Origin of the sequence: Leeuwenhoekiella parthenopeia, assembly GCF_020782115.1 — a bacterium.
Classification (GTDB): Bacteria; Bacteroidota; Bacteroidia; order Flavobacteriales; family Flavobacteriaceae; genus Leeuwenhoekiella; species Leeuwenhoekiella parthenopeia.
Genome location: NZ_JAJGMW010000018.1, coordinates 29,466 through 45,689 on the forward strand (window position 1 = coordinate 29,466; position 16,224 = coordinate 45,689).

The 16,224-nt window shown below is 44.5% G+C and carries 13 protein-coding genes; 1 reads left to right on the plus strand and 12 read right to left on the minus strand.

What is annotated here, in order from left to right:
• Positions 1-72: 72 nt before the first annotated feature.
• The 11 genes from LLW17_RS13300 to ilvD form a co-directional block, all read right to left on the minus strand.
• Positions 73-1,206 carry an aspartate aminotransferase family protein gene (locus LLW17_RS13300; RefSeq protein WP_228230780.1) on the minus strand — a complete coding sequence of 378 codons (1,134 nt, stop codon included), beginning with the start codon at positions 1,204-1,206 and terminating at the stop codon, positions 73-75.
• Positions 1,206-2,006 carry a pyrroline-5-carboxylate reductase gene (gene proC / locus LLW17_RS13305; protein ID WP_228230781.1) on the minus strand — a complete coding sequence of 267 codons (801 nt, stop codon included), beginning with the start codon at positions 2,004-2,006 and terminating at the stop codon, positions 1,206-1,208. Before proC ends, LLW17_RS13300 begins: the two co-directional genes overlap by 1 nt.
• 278 nt (positions 2,007-2,284) lie before the next feature.
• A complete protein-coding gene (gene argC / locus LLW17_RS13310; protein ID WP_228230782.1) occupies positions 2,285-3,262 on the minus strand; it encodes an N-acetyl-gamma-glutamyl-phosphate reductase in 978 nt (325 codons plus the stop codon).
• Positions 3,259-4,467 (minus strand): argininosuccinate synthase, encoded by a 1,209-nt coding sequence (argG, locus tag LLW17_RS13315; protein ID WP_228230835.1) that lies wholly within the window; start codon positions 4,465-4,467, stop codon positions 3,259-3,261. Before argG ends, argC begins: the two co-directional genes overlap by 4 nt.
• Positions 4,468-4,550: 83 nt before the next feature.
• Complete coding sequence (locus tag LLW17_RS13320) at positions 4,551-5,207, minus strand: GNAT family N-acetyltransferase (protein WP_228230783.1); 657 nt, start codon at positions 5,205-5,207, stop codon at positions 4,551-4,553.
• A 389-nt stretch (positions 5,208-5,596) separates the two neighbouring features.
• Positions 5,597-7,192, minus strand: coding sequence for an NADP-dependent glyceraldehyde-3-phosphate dehydrogenase (locus LLW17_RS13325; RefSeq protein ID WP_228230784.1), 1,596 nt, complete (start codon positions 7,190-7,192; stop codon positions 5,597-5,599).
• Positions 7,193-7,218: 26 nt separating this feature from the next.
• Positions 7,219-8,484, minus strand: a complete 1,266-nt coding sequence (gene ilvA, locus LLW17_RS13330) for a threonine ammonia-lyase IlvA (RefSeq protein ID WP_228230785.1) — start codon at positions 8,482-8,484, stop codon at positions 7,219-7,221.
• A gap of 78 nt (positions 8,485-8,562) precedes the next feature.
• Complete coding sequence (gene ilvC / locus LLW17_RS13335; RefSeq protein WP_228230786.1) at positions 8,563-10,059, minus strand: ketol-acid reductoisomerase; 1,497 nt, start codon at positions 10,057-10,059, stop codon at positions 8,563-8,565.
• 57 nt (positions 10,060-10,116) lie between these two features.
• On the minus strand, positions 10,117-10,644 hold the full coding sequence (ilvN, locus tag LLW17_RS13340) for an acetolactate synthase small subunit (RefSeq protein ID WP_228230787.1): 528 nt from the start codon (positions 10,642-10,644) through the stop codon (positions 10,117-10,119).
• A 2-nt stretch (positions 10,645-10,646) separates the two neighbouring features.
• Positions 10,647-12,380, minus strand: coding sequence for a biosynthetic-type acetolactate synthase large subunit (gene ilvB / locus LLW17_RS13345; protein WP_228230788.1), 1,734 nt, complete (start codon positions 12,378-12,380; stop codon positions 10,647-10,649).
• Between the two features lie 7 nt (positions 12,381-12,387).
• Positions 12,388-14,070: a dihydroxy-acid dehydratase gene (gene ilvD / locus LLW17_RS13350; RefSeq protein ID WP_228230789.1), complete on the minus strand. Its 1,683-nt coding sequence runs from the start codon at positions 14,068-14,070 to the stop codon at positions 12,388-12,390.
• Positions 14,071-14,532: 462 nt separating this feature from the next.
• Here ilvD and LLW17_RS13355 point away from each other — a divergent pair, with 462 nt between their 5' ends.
• Positions 14,533-15,519 carry an aldo/keto reductase gene (locus LLW17_RS13355; RefSeq protein ID WP_228230790.1) on the plus strand — a complete coding sequence of 329 codons (987 nt, stop codon included), beginning with the start codon at positions 14,533-14,535 and terminating at the stop codon, positions 15,517-15,519.
• Between the two features lie 146 nt (positions 15,520-15,665).
• Here the strand turns inward: LLW17_RS13355 and LLW17_RS13360 are convergent, their stop codons facing one another.
• Entirely contained in the window at positions 15,666-16,139 is a 474-nt protein-coding gene (locus LLW17_RS13360; protein ID WP_228230791.1) for a GNAT family N-acetyltransferase, read from the minus strand.
• Positions 16,140-16,224 lie beyond the last annotated feature (85 nt).

A 16,224-nucleotide genomic window follows, 5' to 3' on the forward strand; every position in this document is an offset into this window, starting at 1 on the left:
ACTATGTTACTAATTTGTTTATATTTTCTGTCAAACTGTCCCGATAGCTATCGGGACAGACTAACATGCTATTTACATTTTATCCAATTCTATTTTTAATGCTTCAAAAAACTGATCGATTTGTTCGTTTTGAATCGTCAATGGCGGTAGAATACGAATCAGGTTTTTGTTTTTAGCGCTTCCTGTAAAAATATGCTGATCGTAAATCAGTTTTTTGCGGATGGCAGCCGTATCAAAATCAAATTCCAGACCCAGCATCAGGCCACGGCCTTTTACGTTTTTTATCTGCGGAATATCTAAGGTTTTGGCCTTAAAATGCTCGGAAACACGCAGGGCATTAGCTATCAGATTTTCTTCTTCCAATACTTCAAGCACGGTTAAAGCTGCGGCACAGGCCAGGTGATTTCCGCCAAAAGTGGTACCCAGCATTCCATATTCAGCCTTTATGGATGGGTGAATCAAAATCCCTCCTACCGGAAAGCCGTTACCCATACCTTTGGCCATTGAAATCAGCTCCGGCTCTACGTTGTATTCCTGAAAAGCAAAGAACTTTCCGGTACGGCCAAAACCTGCCTGTACTTCATCGGCGATAAGGCAGGTTCCGGTTTGTTTACAGAGTTTGTCAACACCTTCGTAGAATTCAGCCGTGCTGATATCCAGACCGCCTACACCCTGAATAAATTCAACAATCACCGCACACACATCTTCCTTAGCCAAAACCGCTGCCAAAGCATCCAGATCTCCAAGAGGTAAAAATTCGACCTCCTGCTGCGCGTTTATAGGCGCTACAATTTTAGGATTATCGGTGGCTGCAACTGCTGCTGAAGTTCTTCCGTGAAAGCTGTTGTTAAAGGCGACAACTTTTTTTCTTCCGGTTACGAAAGAGGCCATTTTCAGGGCATTCTCGTTTGCTTCTGCCCCACTACTGCACATAAACAACTGATAGCCGGGTGTATTGGCCTGAGCGGGTAGTTTTTCGCCCAAAGCCTCCTGCAAGGGATTGTGCACCGCGTTGCTGTAAAAACCGATATCGTGAAGTTGCTTGGTAAGATTCTCCACATATTTGGGATGCCCATGACCGATGGAAATCACTGCGTGACCCCCGTACAAATCCAGATATTTAGTGGGTGTGGCATCGTAAACCCAAACATCCTGAGCCTTAACCGGAGTTACATCGTATAACGGATAAACATCAAATAAACTCATTATTTCTGGTCGGTTTTAATCACGTTAATTTTATTGAATGAGGCTACCATTCCCTGTATCAGTGATGAACTGAGGCCTTTATGTTCCATCTCGTTAAGTCCTTCAATCGTACAGCCTTTTGGAGTGGTTACACGGTCTATTTCTTCTTCCGGATGGTTACCCGATTCGATAAGCAATTTTGACGCACCGTTACAGGTATGCATCGCCAGTTCCTGAGCTTCGTGCGCATCAAAGCCTAATTGAATCGCAGCCTGCGTCGTTGCGCGTATAAGGCGCATCCAGAAGGCAATTCCGCTTGCGCAAACCACAGTCGCGGCCTGCATTTGATTTTCGGGAATGATCAGACTATTTCCCAAACGATTGAAAATCGCTTCAGCTACTTTTATGCGTTTCATTCCCTTTTCATTACTGGCCAGGCAGGTCATCGAGGCTCCAACAGCAATCGCGGTATTCGGCATTGCTCTAATGATAAACTGATCGGTACCCACAATGGCTTCAATCTGCGAAATCGCGTAGCCGGTAATGGTCGAGATCAGCACGTGCTTATCGGTAAGTTCGTCTTTGATATCGTGAAGAATCTTTGCCAATTGTGCCGGTTGCACTGCAAAAATGAGAATGTCTGATTTCTGCACCGCCTCCAGGTTATCTGAAGTCACAAAAACATTCTTGTACTCGGCATACGACTCAATCGTAGCCGGATTACGCCTGGTCATATACAGCGTGGTGATCGCGTTATTGGTGATTAAACCTTTGGCTATTGCCAAACCCAGGTTACCGGTTCCTATAATTGCTATTTTCATCTATACAGTCTTTTTATCATTCCCGCGCAGGCGGGAATCTCTTAATCCTCACCCCCAGCCCCTCTCTCCCGAAGCTTCGGGAGAGAGGGGAGTTGGATTTATTTTTAAAATTCTATTTTCATTTCCGTGAAGACGGAAATCTTTCGATCCTCATCCCCAACCCTTCTCCCAAAGGAGAAGGGAGTTTGGTTCATTTCTTATTTCAAAATTCTTATATCTCTGTTTTATTTTTTGTAATAGTAAAACAGATTTAAAATCCCCTTTGGGGGTTTGGGGGCCTAAAAATAACTCCCTTTTAAATTTAAACCTTCGGTTTGCGGAAGGCCAAAAATCAAATTCATATTTTCTACCGCCTGTCCTGATGCTCCTTTAAGCAGGTTATCGATGCAACTCGTGATGAGCAACTGATTGCCGTGCTTGTGCAGGTGAATCAGACACTTGTTTGTATTCACCACCTGTTTCATATGTACTTCAGAATCTGAAATAAAGGTGAATGGTGCATCGGCATAAAAATCCTCGTAGATCTTTTTCGCTTCAGCCAGATCGCCCTCAAAAGAGGTGTATGCCGTTGCGAAAATCCCCCGTGAAAAATTACCGCGATTCGGCAAAAAGAAAATTTCGTTATCAAACGCTCCCTGTAATTGCTTTACCGTCTGGTTGATTTCGCCCATATGCTGATGCGTAAAAGGCTTGTAATACGAAAAATTGTTATCACGCCAGGTGTAATGCGTAGTTGCTGAAAGCGAAGTTCCTGCCCCGGTGGCACCGGTTACCGCATTGATGTGCACGTCTGACTTTATTTTTTTGGCATCGGCCAAAGGAAGCAAAGCCAACTGAATAGCCGTTGCAAAACAACCCGGATTTGCGATGGAACCGGCTTGCTTAATAGCATCGCGGTTTAATTCGGTGAGACCGTAAACGAACTCGCGGCCCTGAAACTCCGCATCGAGTTTGAGGCGAAAATCATTGCTTAAATCAATGATGATAGTGCTTTCGGTAAACTGGTTTTCTTCTAAAAAAGCTTTCGAATTTCCGTGACCCAGGCATAAAAAAACCACATCCACGTCAAAATCAATAGTTCCCGAAAAACGCAGGTGTGTACTTCCCAGTAAATCCTGATGCACGTCACTCAACAGATTTCCTGCATTTGAGGTACTGTAGACAAAGCTCAATTCAACATATTGATGGTTGAGCAAAATACGCAGCAGTTCTCCTGCAGTGTATCCGGCTCCTCCAACTATTCCGGCTTTGATCATGAGTTTCCGTTTACGTGGTTGTAAATCTTATTCTGGTTACCGGTGATTTTGATAAAACCTTTGGCATCTTCGGCGGTCCATCCTTTGTTCATTTCGCCGTAGGCTCCAAAAGAAGCATTCATCAAATCATGTTCAGATTTAATTCCTTCCAGCGTAAAGCGATACGGCTGCAGGGTGATATACACCTCACCCGAAACATTTTTCTGACTATCGGTCAAAAAGGCTTCCATATTGCGCATTGCAGGATCGAGATACTGCCCTTCGTGCAGGTGCATTCCGTAGAAATTAGATAAATAGTCTTTATGCTGCATTTGCCATTTGGTAAGCGTATGCTTCTCCAGCAAATGATGCGCTTTGATGATGATCAGAGGCGCAGCAGCTTCAAAACCTACCCGACCTTTGATCCCGATAATGGTATCGCCTACGTGAATATCCCGGCCAATTCCATAAGGAGCAGCCAGCTTTTGCAGGGCTTCAATATTTTCTACCGGAGTTCCGGTCTTGCCATTTACGGCTTTGAGTTCTCCTTTTTCAAAAGTCAGAGTCACCTGCTCAGCTTCACTTTTTTGAACTTGCGATGGGTAAGCCGATTCCGGCAGACCTTTGTGTGAAGTCAGGGTTTCACTACCGCCAACGCTGGTTCCCCAAAGTCCGCGGTTTACCGAATACTTGGCTTTCTCCCAGGCCATTTCTACGCCGTGGCTTTTTAAGTATTCTATTTCCGCTTCGCGCGAAAGCTGTAAATCCCGTATAGGGGTGATGATTTCTATTTCGGGGGCCAAAGTTTGAAAGATCATATCAAAACGCACCTGATCGTTACCCGCGCCGGTACTGCCGTGTGCCACATATTTGGCACCTATTGATTTGGCATAATTGATAATCTCAACGGCCTGAATGATACGTTCGGCACTTACCGAAAGTGGATAGGTATTGTTTTTAAGGATGTTCCCGTAAATCAAATACTTCACCACCTTATCGTAAAAGCGGTCAACCGCCTGAATGTTTTTATAGGTCTTAGCTCCGATTTTTAGAGCCTTTGATTCGATTTCGTTGATTTCTTCCTGCGAAAAGCCTCCGGTATTGATGCTTACCGCGTGTACTTCATAGCCTTTATCGGCAGAAAGGTATTTAGCGCAATAGCTGGTATCAAGACCACCGCTGTAGGCCAGTACGAGTTTTGCTCCGGCAGGGTTAGCCGCCGGTATTTTTGTGTCTATAGCTTGTGAATGCGTTGTTGAATCCAAAACGTATTAATTTGAGGTTTTTAATGTATTGAGTAAAAACCGGGTTAATCTTGTTCCTTTTTTTCTTTTTTCAAAAAGAGATGTTCCTTGATGCTCTTGAGACGTGTAAAAGCCTTCGGATTTAGCTTTTTGTCTTTTTTTTTAAGCTCTTCCGGGTTTTCTGCTTTCTTCTTTTCCTCCTTGGCCGGATCGTAAAGCATCCCGGTGCAGAGGCACATCTTCTGCTCGGTTCGCTGCAGTATATCGTAATTACGACAGGTTTGACAGCCTTTCCAGAAGGTAGGATCATCGGTAAGCTCCGAGAACGTAACGGGTTTATAGCCCAGTTCCGAATTGATTTTCATCACTGCAAGACCGGTCGTGATCCCAAAAACTTTGGCATCGGGATATTTTGTGCGCGAATGTTTAAAAATGGCTTCTTTAATCTGCCGGGCAAGACCGCTGCCCCGGTAATCAGGATGTACGATAAGACCGCTATTGGCTACAAATTTACCGTGTCCCCAGGCCTCGATGTAACAAAAACCGGCAAACTTATCGCCATCAAGAGCGATAACAGCGTTACCGTTTTCCATTTTGGTAATTACATATTCTGGAGTGCGCTTGGCGATACCGGTACCGCGTACTTTAGCAGATTCTGCGATCGTGTCGCAAATGTATTGTGCATATCCCGCATGGGATTTATTAGCAATGGTAATTTCCATATTCTTTAGAATTGGAAGTTAGAAAAAAAGTGAAATTGAAATTTGATTTGAAGACGGAACCGGACTCACCTAAGTTCCCAATAAAACTGCACCCACTAGGGGCGACGACGCTCATGGCGACGCACGGGGATAAATACTAAAGAACTGTGGGTCTCTCTAGCAACAGGATATAAAGAATGGAACAAGGCGCTTACGGCTTGTTTGAATTCTTCCATATGTAATACTATTCCCTTCATTTGTTGTGCTAAAATACAAAGTAGATTTAAATGACAGCCCCTTTTTAAAGGTAAATATCACATAAATCTACTTTTTTTATGATTTCTTCAGATTTTCTTCCAAATTCCAATAATCACTATTGATTTTTTAATTAATCTTCCATTATTACCGGATTACAACAAGTAATCGGTACTTACAAAATTTGATTTTTTAGTGTCTAAAAGTTCATTTAAAATGGCATTGTTATAGGCGTTGTCTTTTGAAGCCACAAAAGTGCGTATCGAAAACGAACGCAAGGCATCATGAACGCTCAGGGTTCCCACAGCAGAATCCTTTCTTCCGGTAAACGGATACACGTCAGGACCACGCTGGCAGGAGCTGTTAAGATTCACACGGCATACCAGGTTCACCAGCGTATCGATAAGCGGTGCAAGTGCTTTGACCTCTTTACCAAACAAACTCACCTGTTGCCCGTAATTAGACTCTGCCATATCATCAAGCGGCTCATCAATATGCTTAAAGGTGAGCACAGGGATTACCGGCCCGAACTGTTCTTCTTTGTACACTTCCATATCTTTGGTCACCGGAAACAATACTGCTGGCCAAATGAAATTCTCTGAATGCGTACCGCCTTTTTCATTTAAGATGGAAGCGCCTTTGGCTTTTGCATCGTCAATCAATCCCTGAATATAAGCCGGCTTTGAGGGTTCCGGAAGCGGAGTAAGGCTTACTCCCTCCTCCCAGGGTAAACCAAATTTCAACGCATCTACCGCCTGTGCAAACTTACGGTTGAAGGTTTCCGCGATATTTTCATGTACATAAATCACTTTAAGCGCCGTACAACGTTGCCCGTTAAAAGAGAGCGTTCCCGCGATACACTCTGCCACTGCAAGGTCCAAATCAGCATCGGGAAGAATAATCGCCGGATTTTTAGCTTCCAAACCTAAAACCAAACGCAGTCGGTTTTGTTTGGGATGCAATGCCTGCAGCGCGTTTGCAGACGAACTGTGACCAATTAAAGCCAGAACATCTACTTTTCCGGTTTTCATGATGGGAGTAGCTACCGCCCTGCCTCTACCAAATAAAATATTCACAACGCCCGGAGGAAAACTTTCCTGGAAGGCTTCGAGCAGAGGTGTGATCAACAAAACCCCGTGTTTTGCCGGTTTAAATACCGCCGTATTTCCCATAATCAGGGCCGGAATCAGCAAACAAAAGGTTTCGTTTAGTGGATAGTTATAAGGCCCTAAACACAGAACCACGCCCAAGGGCCCGCGGCGAATGTGCGCGTGAATACCGGCTTCCTTATGGAATTTGGCACTGTCGCGATCCATATCCTTATAATCTTCGATGGTATCGAGAATGTACTCTACCGTACGGTCAAACTCCTTTTGAGAATCGGGATGGTTTTTACCTATTTCCCACATCAGCAGTTTTACGATCAGCTCGCGCTTTTCTTTCATTTTGGCAACAAAAGTCTGCATACACCTGATGCGGTCTGCGACTTTCATGGTTGGCCAAAGCCCCTGCCCGCGTTCATACGCCTGATGCGCTGCTTCAACTGCAGCAACAGCCTCTGCCTCACCCAAACTTGGGATGGATCCCAGACGGGTAGGTTTACGCTTTCCGTCAACTTCGGTATGAATGCTTGAAAAAACGTCAGCCGTCTCTCCTTCCCAGTTGAGCAGCTTTCCGTTGATGAGATAGGCTTTTTGTTCTATGGGCTGCACGCTAAACTGTGCAGGTATTTCTGTAGTTAATGGTTTCATGGTTAGGTTGGTTGTCAAACGAACTATCAGATTAAAAATTCAAACAAGTCGGGTTTATCATTTAAGTATTCCCCAAAAAAGTTGCGCTTTTTCATGCGCGCGATTAAAGGATCGAGGTCTGCACGGTCTTTGATCTCAATACCTACAACGGCAGGACCATCTTCGCGTGAGGTCTTTTTCTTGTATTCAAAAAAGGTAATATCATCCTCAGGCCCTAAAATCTCATTCAAAAACTCCCGCAAGGCACCCGCGCGCTGGGGAAACCGAATGATAAAATAATGCTTTAGGCCGCGGTATAAGAGCGCACGCTCTTTGATCTCTGCGGTACGGGTAATATCGTTGTTGCTTCCGCTTACGATACACACCACATTTTTACCTTTAATCTCCTCGGCAAACTGATCTAAAACCGAAAGGGTCAACGCCCCGGCCGGTTCTACCACTATCGCGTCTTTATTGTATAAATCTAAGATGGTCTGGCACACTTTACCTTCGGGCACCGTTACCATTTTATGAAGGTTTTCTTTACAAATTGCAAAGTTGCGATCCCCTACGCGCTGCACGGCCGCCCCGTCTACAAATTTTTCGATTAACGAAAGTGTAGTGTTTTCTTTATTGAAGATCGAGGTACTCATCGAAGGCGCACCTTCAGGCTCCACCCCGATTACTTTAGTATTAGGTGACAACAGGCTAAAAACCGTACTTAAGCCGGAAGCTAATCCACCTCCACCAACAGGTACAAAAACATAATCAATCTCTTCGGTGGCCTGCTCAATAATCTCCAGTCCTACGGTAGCCTGCCCCTCGATGATTTTTTCGTCATCAAAAGGATGTACAAAGACCTTACCCAGCGCGTCGCACTCAATTTTTGAAGCTTTATACGCATCATCAAAGGTATCGCCGGTAAGCACGATCTTGGCATATTCACCGCCAAACATCTCAACCTGCTCGATCTTTTGCTTGGGTGTAGGCGCAGGCATAAAAATAGTCCCGTTTATTTTTAGTTTCGCACAGGCGAAAGCTACGCCCTGCGCGTGATTCCCGGCGCTGGCACAAACGATTCCTTTGGCGCGGTCTTCCTGGCTTAACGAACTAATTTTATTGAAAGCCCCCCGTATTTTGTAGGATCGCACCTGCTGCAAATCTTCACGCTTGAGCAGGATGTTTGCCCCAAGTCTTTTGGAATAACTCAGGCTGGGCAATAAAGGCGTTAAGGCTGCAACACCCTTAAGGGTTTGTGCAGCCTTTTTAACGTCTTCTAAACTGGGGAAATAGGTGGTTTTTAAGTCGCTCAAAATGCATTTATTTTGATTGACTGCACGGGCTTCAGGCTTTTCACTAAAGCCCGGCAGTTAAACTCAGTTCTGGGTTGATTAGGCAGTAACCTCTTCAGCGGCTACGGTCTTAATCTCCTTCATCGCAGTCATAGACTCACGCAACCAGGCACCCACTTCTTCTACAGTGTGTGAGCGGATAGCGTCATTAACAGCGATTAAGGTTTTGTTGTCTACGCCATTATCGGCAGCGTAAGCTTTACCGATTACGTTAGTATCTATTTTCTTCATAAAGTCGGTAAGCATAGGCTTACAGGCATGATCAAACAGGTAACATCCGTATTCAGCAGTGTCTGAAATCACACGGTTCATCTCAAACAATTTCTTACGTGCGATGGTGTTTGCGATAAGCGGAGTTTCGTGCAAGGATTCGTAATACGCAGACTCCTCGATGATTCCGGCTTCGGTCATGGTTTCAAAAGCAAGTTCAACCCCGGCTTTAACCATGGCAACCATAAGCACCCCGTGATCGAAGTATTCCTGCTCGCTGATTTCCATACTTCCGGCAGGAGTCTTCTCAAAAGCAGTCTCTCCGGTTTCGGCACGCCATTTTAATAAGTTGGCATCATCATTGGCCCAGTCTTCCATCATCGTTTTTGAGAAATGACCGGAGATGATATCGTCCATATGCTTGTGGAACAGCGGACGGGTGATGTCTTTAATTTCTTCAGCCAGTTCAAAAGCCTTGATTTTAGACGGATTGTTCAGACGGTCCATCATATTGGTAATACCACCGTGCTTTAAAGCTTCGGTGATGGTTTCCCAACCGTACTGAATCAATTTTGAAGCATAGCCTTTGTCAATTCCTTTTTCGATCATCTTGTTGAAGCACAGGATCGAACCGGTTTGCAACATTCCGCAAAGAATGGTTTGCTCACCCATAAGGTCACTTTTCACTTCGGCAACAAATGAAGATTCTAAAACACCCGCGCGGTGACCTCCGGTTGCTACAGCATAAGCCTTAGCTTCCTCAAGACCTTTTCCTTGTGGATCGTTTTCCGGGTGAACCGCGATTAGTGTTGGTACACCAAACCCACGCTTGTATTCCTCACGAACCTCAGAACCGGGACATTTAGGCGCACACATAATTACCGTAAGGTCTTTACGGATTTGCATGCCTTCTTCAACGATGTTGAAACCGTGGCTGTAGGCCAAAGTCGCTCCTTCTTTCATCAAAGGCATAATCGCGTTGATTACTGAAGTGTGCTGCTTATCTGGTGTAAGGTTACATACCAGGTCTGCAGTTGGGATGAGTTCGTCGTAAGTACCTACGTTAAACCCGTTATCTACCGCGTTCTTATAGGAAGCGCGTTTGTCTTTAATGGCACCTTCACGCAATGCATACGAAATATCCAGGCCGCTGTCGCGCATATTTAAACCCTGGTTCAAACCTTGTGCACCGCAACCCACGATAACTACTTTTTTATCGCGTAATGCTTCGATCCCGTTTGAGAATTCATCAGACTCCATAAATCGGCATTTCGCCAGCTGAGCCAATTGCTCTCTAAGAGACAAGGTGTTAAAGTAATTTGACATTTTGATTCTGTTTTTATTGATTATGATTCGTTAATTTCTGTTGGATAGGGAATTGATTTACTCTGCAAACTCTTTTAAAAGCGCAGAGATTTTCATTTCATCTTTAGTCACCGCAATGCGCCCACTGCGCACAAACTGCATGATGCCGAAAGCACTGAGCTCGCGGTACAGCAATTCGATCTCGCTGCGACGCCCGGCTTTTTCCAAAACAAAAAACTCTTTGTTTACAGTAACAATGCGCGCGTTGCTTTCTTTGATGATATTCTGAATCTGACGTTCTTCAAAAAGCAAGTCTGACTTTATTTTAAACAGGCAGGTTTCCAGAAAAATCGTCTCTTCATCAGTATGGTAAAAAGCTTTGATCACTTCAACCTGCTTTTCAAGCTGGCCGATGATTTTTTTCATGCGCTCTTCAGTCAGGTTGATCACTATGGTAAAACGCGATACGCCTTCAATCTCAGAGATCGAAGTGTTCAGGCTTTCGATATTGATTTTTCTACGCTGAAATATGGCCGAAATACGGTTTAGCAAACCAATATTATTTTCGGTATAAATAGATACGGTATAGGTTTTTGTCTCGCTCATCACTATTCTAATCTTATGTCTGAAACGGATGCTCCTGTTGGGATCATCGGGAATACGTTATCTTCTTTTTCTACTTTAACCTCAAGGAAATAGGGCCCTTCTGCAGCCATCATTTCTTCAATCGCACCGGATAGCTCCTCACGCTTGGTCACGCGCTGGGCATCGATGTAATAACCTTTTGCAATAGCCACAAAATCAGGATTGATCAACTCTGTGGAAGCATAACGACGGTCAAAGAACAACTGTTGCCACTGGCGCACCATTCCCAGGAAATCGTTGTTTAAAACGACGATTTTTACCGGAACTTTAGTCTGGAAAATAGTGCCCAGTTCCTGAATGGTCATCTGGTAACCGCCATCCCCTATAATTGCAACTACAGGACGCTCGGGAGCTCCCATTTTTGCACCTATAGCTGCCGGAAGCGCAAAGCCCATAGTACCCAAACCTCCTGAGGTCACGTTACTCTTAGACTTGTTGAATTTGGCATAACGACAGGCGATCATTTGATGCTGCCCCACGTCTGAAACGATAACCGCTTCACCTTTTGAAACGGCATTGATCCCTTCAAGCACCTCACCCATGGTAAGGCCTTCTTTTTCTGGTTTCAAATCGTTTTTGATGATTTTATCGTACTCGATCTTATACATTTCCTTAAAGCGGTTGTGCCACTCCGGATATTCTTTTTGCTCAAGCAAAGGAAGTAATGCAGCAAGGGTTTCTTTGCTATCGCCCAAAACCGCGATATCTGCATTTACGTTTTTGTTCACCTCAGCAGGATCAATCTCAAAGTGGATCACTTTTGCCTGTTTCGCATAGGTTGCAAGATTCCCGGTCACCCGGTCATCAAAACGCATCCCGATTGCGATCAATACATCGCATTCGTTAGTAAGCACGTTTGGCCCGTAATTTCCGTGCATACCCACCATACCCACGTTAAGCGGATGCTCGGTTGGGATTGCAGAAACACCAAGGATGGTCCATGCGGCAGGAACCCCTGATTTCTCAACAACTGCCTTAAACTCTTCCTCAGCTTTACCTAAAATCACACCCTGACCCCAAACGATCATAGGTCTTTTTGCTGCGTTAATCATAGCTGCAGCAGCCTGTACCGACTCCGGATTCAACTTGGGAATCGGCTTGTAGCTGCGTACCGCAGTACATTTTTTATAAGCGAAATCAAACTCCTCGAACTGCGCATCTTTGGTGATGTCAATAAGAACCGGACCGGGACGGCCACTACGCGCGATGTAAAACGCCTTAGCCATCACTTCTGGAATTTCAGAAGCTTTGGTGATCTGGTAATTCCATTTGGTTACCGGAGTCGAAATACCGATGATATCGGTTTCCTGAAAGGCATCACTTCCCAGCAAATGCGAAGCTACCTGCCCGGTAATACATACCATCGGAGTAGAGTCTATTTGTGCATCGGCAATACCGGTAATCAGGTTGGTCGCACCGGGACCTGAAGTCGCGATCGCCACACCTACTTTACCGCTCACGCGGGCATAACCCTGGGCTGCGTGAGTAGCCCCCTGCTCGTGGCGGGTAAGCACGTGATGCAAGCGATCCTGGTATTTATACAACTCGTCATAAACCGGCATGATTGCCCCTCCCGGGTAACCGTACAGGGTGTCAACGCCTTCTGCAAGCAAACACTTGATGATCGCCTCTTTACCGGTGATGCGCTGTGTAGCTTCTACAGCTGTGTCCTGCAATTTAATTGTTTGTGTTTCCATAAGCCTTCTACATTTCGTCTGTCACACAACCTTTAGAAGCTGACGAGACCGTTTTAGCATATTTATAAAGTGCCCCGCGCTCAAATCTAAGTTTTGGAGCTGTCCATTTTGATCTTCTTTTTTCTAACTCTTCGTCAGAAATTTCAATATTGATTGTATTCTTAACCGCGTCAATAGCAATGATATCGCCATTTTCAACCAGTGCGATGTTACCCCCTACCTGAGCTTCGGGAGATACGTGACCCACCACAAAACCGTGAGAACCTCCGGAGAAGCGACCATCCGTAATAAGAGCCACATCTTTACCTAAACCGGCTCCCATAATGAAGGAAGTAGGCTTCAGCATTTCGGGCATACCGGGTCCACCTTTTGGTCCTTCGTAGCGAATGATCACCACATCACCTTTTTTAACCTTACCGTTTTTGATGCCCTCATTCACCGCTGCTTCACTGTCAAAAACATTGGCAGTTCCCCTAAACTCCAGACCTTCTTTTCCGGTGATTTTAGCAACAGCACCTTCGGTGGCGAGGTTACCAAAAAGAATACGGATGTGACCGCTATCTTTTATTGGCTTGTCTAAAGTGCGTACGATGTCCTGACCGTCGATCAGATTGGGTACGTCTTTCAGGTTTTCAGCCAAAGTCTTTCCGGTTACAGTAAGACAGTCGCCGTGCAGCATGTCGTTATCCAGCATATACTTCAGCACACCGGGAATTCCGCCTACTCCGTGCAAATCTTCCATCGAGTATCTTCCGCTAGGCTTTAAGTCAGCCAAAAGCGGGGTGTTATCGCTGATTTTCTGGAAATCTTTCAGCGTAAATTCAACCTGTGCTGCTTTGGCTATTGCCAAAAAGTGAAGCACTGCGTTGGTAGAACCTCCCAAAACAGTTACCAGCCTAAACGCATTTTCAAGCGATTTGCGGGTAACGATATCTGAAGGTTTAATATTTTTTTCTAAAAGCAGTTTAAGCGCCTCACCGGCCTTTACACATTCCTGCTCTTTAATATTACTGTCTGTAACCGCAGGGTTTGAAGAGTTAAACGGAAGCGACATACCTAAAGCCTCAATCGCTGAAGCCATCGTGTTTGCCGTGTACATACCGCCACAGGCACCCGCACCGGGGCAGGCTTTGTGTACCACTTCTTTGTATTCGTTCTCGTCGATGGTTCCGGCTACTTTTTGACCATACGCTTCAAAAGCCGAAATGATATCGAGTTTTTTTCCATTATGACAACCGGAAGCGATGGTACCACCGTACACCAATATCGACGGACGATTTAAACGCAACTGCGCCATCAGTGCACCCGGCATATTCTTGTCGCAACCTACCACAGTCACAAGACCGTCGTAGCTCATCGCCTGCATCACCGTCTCAATAGAGTCTGCAATGATGTCGCGCGAAGGCAGCGAAAAACGCATTCCCGGAGTCCCGTTTGAGATCCCGTCGCTTACGCCAATTGTATTAAAAATTAAGCCCACCATATCGGCCTGCTCAGCACCTTTTTTGACGTGAGTCGCCAAATCATTGAGGTGCATATTACAGGGATTGCCCTCATAACCGGTACTTGCGATACCGATAAAGGGTTTTTTCAAATCTTCATCGGTCAGACCGATGGCGTGTAGCATTGCCTGTGCTGCCGGCAATGTGGGATCCTGAGTAACAGTTTTACTGTATTTATTCAATTCCATTAGTATAATTCTAAGTCGAAATTAGTTATTCATTCATTTTAATAGCTTTAGTCTTAAAAACCTTTGGATATACCAAAAAATCTTAAAAACTAATTAAAAAACTGATTTACAGATACTTGAATACAAAATACTACTATGTTCAATACTGCAAAAAAGCTTGTTTTGGTTTGAAAAAAAAGCGGTCAAAAAAAAACCTCCCGGCCGGCGGAAGGTTTTGAGTTAATATACACCGTTCCGCATCAAGCTTGCCTGATGACACGAATAGAACGGATGATTACCACTTGTTTTTTCATACGCTGTAAAACTATTTATTAATTGGCGTTTAGCCTTGGCAAAAGCCGAAAAAGAGCGCTATCGGCGTAATTTTTCAAAATCAACTATTTTAAGACCGCTTTAAGAGGATTCTGTTAGCAGAACTGAAGTGGTTTTGTACTTTTAGTGCAAATTTTAAAACACATTTTCATGAACTATCGCACATTAGGTAAAACCAACCTTAAAATTTCTGAACTATCACTGGGTACATGGCAGGTAGGCGGTAAATGGGGCTCGGGTTTTGACGACGCTCACGCCGAAAAAATAATCCATAGTGCAATCGATAGCGGAGTTAATTTTATTGACACCGCAGACGTTTATGAAAACGGAATGAGCGAAGCCGCTGTAGGCCGTGTGGTTCGCAGCAGAAAAGAAAACGTTTATGTGGCGACCAAGTGCGGGCGGCAGATCAATCCGCACGTGGATGCAGGTTATACACCAAAAGCGCTACGCAAATTTGTGGAAGACAGTCTTAAAAATACCGGACTGGAACGTCTCGATCTCATACAACTGCACTGCCCTCCTACCGATACCTATTACAGACCGGAGATTTTCGGTCTTTTTGACGATTTGAAAAAGGAAGGAAAAATCGCAAACCTGGGCGTTAGCGTTGAGAAAGTAGAAGAAGGTATCAAAGCGATGCAATACGACAACGTTACCACCGTGCAAATCATCTTTAACCTGTTTAGACAGCGTCCGGCGGAGTTATTCTTTCGCGAAGCGGAAAAAAATAATGTAGGTGTGATTGTGCGGGTGCCACTCGCCAGCGGTCTCCTTACCGGAAAGTTTGATAAAAACACTTCTTTTGAGGCGGAAGACCATCGTAATTTCAACAGGGATGGCGAAGCTTTTGATAAAGGCGAAACCTTTTCAGGTGTTGATTACGAGAAAGGAATCGAAGCGGTAAATGAATTGAAACAACTATTTCCGGATACTGACAATCTCGCTCCAATCGCACTGCAATGGATATTACAATATCCGGAAGTAAGCACCATCATCCCCGGTGCCTCTAAAGAAGAGCATTTGATGTCTAACCTTTCTGCCCTAGACCGAAAAAAATTGACTCAGGCGCAAATCAAAAAGATGAATGGCATTTATAAAGAGTACATCAAAGCTGATGTGCACCAGAGGTGGTAAATTCAAATATTATTATTTCTATTTTTATTAATATTAGGTTTAAAGCTGAAGTTTGAATAGTTGGAAGGTGGACAAATAAATGCATTGTTTATTGTTCTCAATTCTCAAAAACAACTCCGTATTTCTAATTTCGTATTTTCGATTTTTTACTCCAGGATTTTGCCATATTTGGTTAAATCGGGAGAAAAGCCCAGAGACTTGTAGAGTTTTCGGGCTTTTTTGTTGTCGTCAAAGACGTTAAGGGTAAGCAGTTTGTAACCGCAGTCTTTGGTCCATTCTTCGGCTTTTGCCATCAGCATTTTACCAATTCCACGGCCACGGGCATCAGGCGAAACGATGATGTCCGCAATATGACCGTGGGGTTCGCGATGGTAATAATCGGTACCTATTTCCAGAAAGATAAAACCGAGTTGCTGTTTGGTTGCGACATCTTCAGCAATAAAAATGGCATTGTCTTCACTCCCGTCGTGAATCTCCGATTTTAATATTCGCTGATCAATATCAAGCATCACATCGGGATCGCGCCAATGGGGCAGCTCCGGGTCAGCCAGGCTGGGCAACAAATTCAAAATAAAATCAGTATCGCTTTTTTTTACGCGGCGTATGTTAATATCGGGCATGCTTTTTAGGTTTAGGGTGTTTAATGGTTAAAAGATATACTTTTTAGGGAAGAGTTGAAAGGAGGAATCGTGGAATCGTGGAATC